Genomic DNA, 2,124 nt, shown 5'->3' with positions numbered 1-2,124 from the left:
ATGCAGGTGGCGACCGACGGTGGCGCGGCGCCGCAGAACCCGGCCGCCAAACAGACCACCTTTGACGGACAGGCAGTCTGGTGGCGCCAGGTCAACCGCCATGGGGCACCGTGTTTCCCCGGCAGTTATGAAGACGTTTCCCGCCGCACGCCGGACGTGCGCACCCCGACCTGGTCCCGGGGACATGCCCACCCAAAAGGGTCTTGCTCCACGCCCCGCCACCACTGGGCTTTTTCGGGCCTGACCCGTATACCACCGTTTCCGATCTTGATTACAGCGCAGAGGGCGAGCACCTGCTCGAGGATCACCATGTCCAGGGGACCCTCACGGTCAGTGCCGGCCGTTTGACCCTGCGGCGCTGCACGGTGAAACAGCTGGTGGCCACCGTGTCATCCCATGATGATGTGATCCTCACGGCCGAGGACACGCTTTTCGACACCGTGTCGGTGGGTGCCGGCGCGGCCAGCTTCGACGGCTGCACGGTTCTGGGGTCGACCACGGTTTTCAAGCTGACTGCCGCCAACTGCATCTTCAATGGCAGCATTAGCGCAACGGCGGGCGGGTCGATCCGTTACTCCCGGATCCCGGCCGACTTGGACGAGGACGTTGAACAAGAGGCCAATACCACGGATGTCGCGACTCTTTTCAGCGCGCTCTTCGACGAACCCGGTGCCGGGGTTTTGCGACCGGATGCCCCAGCGACGATTCTGTTCGGCGCCGAGGATGGCGGCGAGATGGGGGCCTATCATGGCGGGCGTGTCGACCGGCCGGTGCGCATCCCGATTCTCGGGACCGTGACCATGGATTTGTCGGCGTCGTCCGGCTATACACTCAAGGATCTGATTTTGGAAGGCAGCGGCACCCTGCGGGTGATCCAGGGGGGACTCAACCTGGAGCGGGTGGCGGCTTTTGACGTGCGCGTGGAAAGTGTCTCGCCCACCGACGCCGCCGGCATGTTTCAGCCGGTGTTGATCGCCGAAGACTGCCTGTTCGACCGGTTGGCGGTTGTCCATGGCCTGGCTCGGCTGGTCTACTGCACCGTTTTGAGCCAGTGCCAGACGCACCGCCTGCAAGCCAGTGACACGATTTTCGCCGCCGGCCTGGACCTTGCGCCGGGAACCGCTGCCAATCCCCATTGCATCCGCTTCTCGCGTATTCCCGAAGATGTGGACGCGGGCTATTTGCGGACCCTGGAGAACACCACGGAGCCCCCCATCTTTTATGAATTCGCCTTTGACGAGGGGGGCGAGGTGGTGCAGCGCCGGCCGGTGTTTGGCGAGCCTGGATGCGCCACGCTCCACCCGGCCACCAGCGAAGCGATTCGTTTCGGTGCCGAGGACGGCGGCGAGATGGGGTGTTATCACGGCTGGCGGTACAGCCTGCTGATGGCCGCCGTGGCGGACAAGCTGAATGATTTTCTCCCCGTGGGGATGGAGGCCGTCATCGTTCCGGACCTGCGGCTGCATCGGCTGCCCAGGGAGGCCTGTGCAGGATAAATTTGTAATTGTTTTCATCATGACCTGATGGGGGACCCATGAAAACCCAGATATCCAAAAAATCCGTTGATGCGCTGAAGCGCTACGCCGGGGTCTATCAGCAGCAGGGACGCATGCTCACCGATGCCGACTGGAACAGCCTGGTCGACATCCTCAAAGCGCAGCTGGCCGAGGCCCTCAAGGATGTGGTCGGAAACGGCACTCCGCGAAGCGGCGCTCTCGCCATTGCCGACAACCGCAACATCCAGCCGGGCGACGTCTATATCGACGGGTTGCGCGCCGTCCTGCCAGGCACGACGGCGTTTGCGGCCGGCCTGCAGCCCGATCTGCCGGGAAGCGGCGATCTTCCGGCCACCGGACCCTACGTGGTTTACGCCGACGTCTGGGAGCGCGCCCTGACGGCCCTGGAAGATCCCGACTTGCGCGATGTGGCCCTCAACGGGGCCGACACCTGCACCCGCACCCAGGCCATGCTGCAAGTCAAGACCTGTGGCGGCGGCGTCAATCCGGAAACCGACATCCCCCAAAAGGGGAATGCCGCCTTGAGCCTCGATCTGCACGATAACCTCGAAGCCAGCGATCCCTGCGACCCCTGCGCGGGCCTGGTGGGCGCGGCGCGCGGCTGGGC

2 protein-coding genes are annotated in these 2,124 nt (G+C 64.5%); both read left to right on the top strand.

The annotated features are described in order from the left end of the window. Nucleotides 1–203 precede the first annotated feature (203 nt). Nucleotides 204–1,496 carry a hypothetical protein gene (locus JCM12296_RS34315; RefSeq protein ID WP_054702601.1) on the top strand — a complete coding sequence of 431 codons (1,293 nt, stop codon included), beginning with the start codon at nt 204–206 and terminating at the stop codon, nt 1,494–1,496. Nucleotides 1,497–1,534: 38 nt separating this feature from the next. Then, the coding region (locus tag JCM12296_RS34310) for a DUF6519 domain-containing protein (RefSeq protein ID WP_218188437.1) at nt 1,535–2,124 on the top strand (590 nt) is incomplete at its 3' end.

Source organism: Desulfosarcina cetonica JCM 12296, from assembly GCF_001311845.1.
Lineage (GTDB): Bacteria > Desulfobacterota > Desulfobacteria > Desulfobacterales > Desulfosarcinaceae > Desulfosarcina > Desulfosarcina cetonica.
The sequence above is the reverse complement of the archived record's forward strand: the minus strand, read 5'-3'. Positions and strand labels throughout refer to the sequence as shown.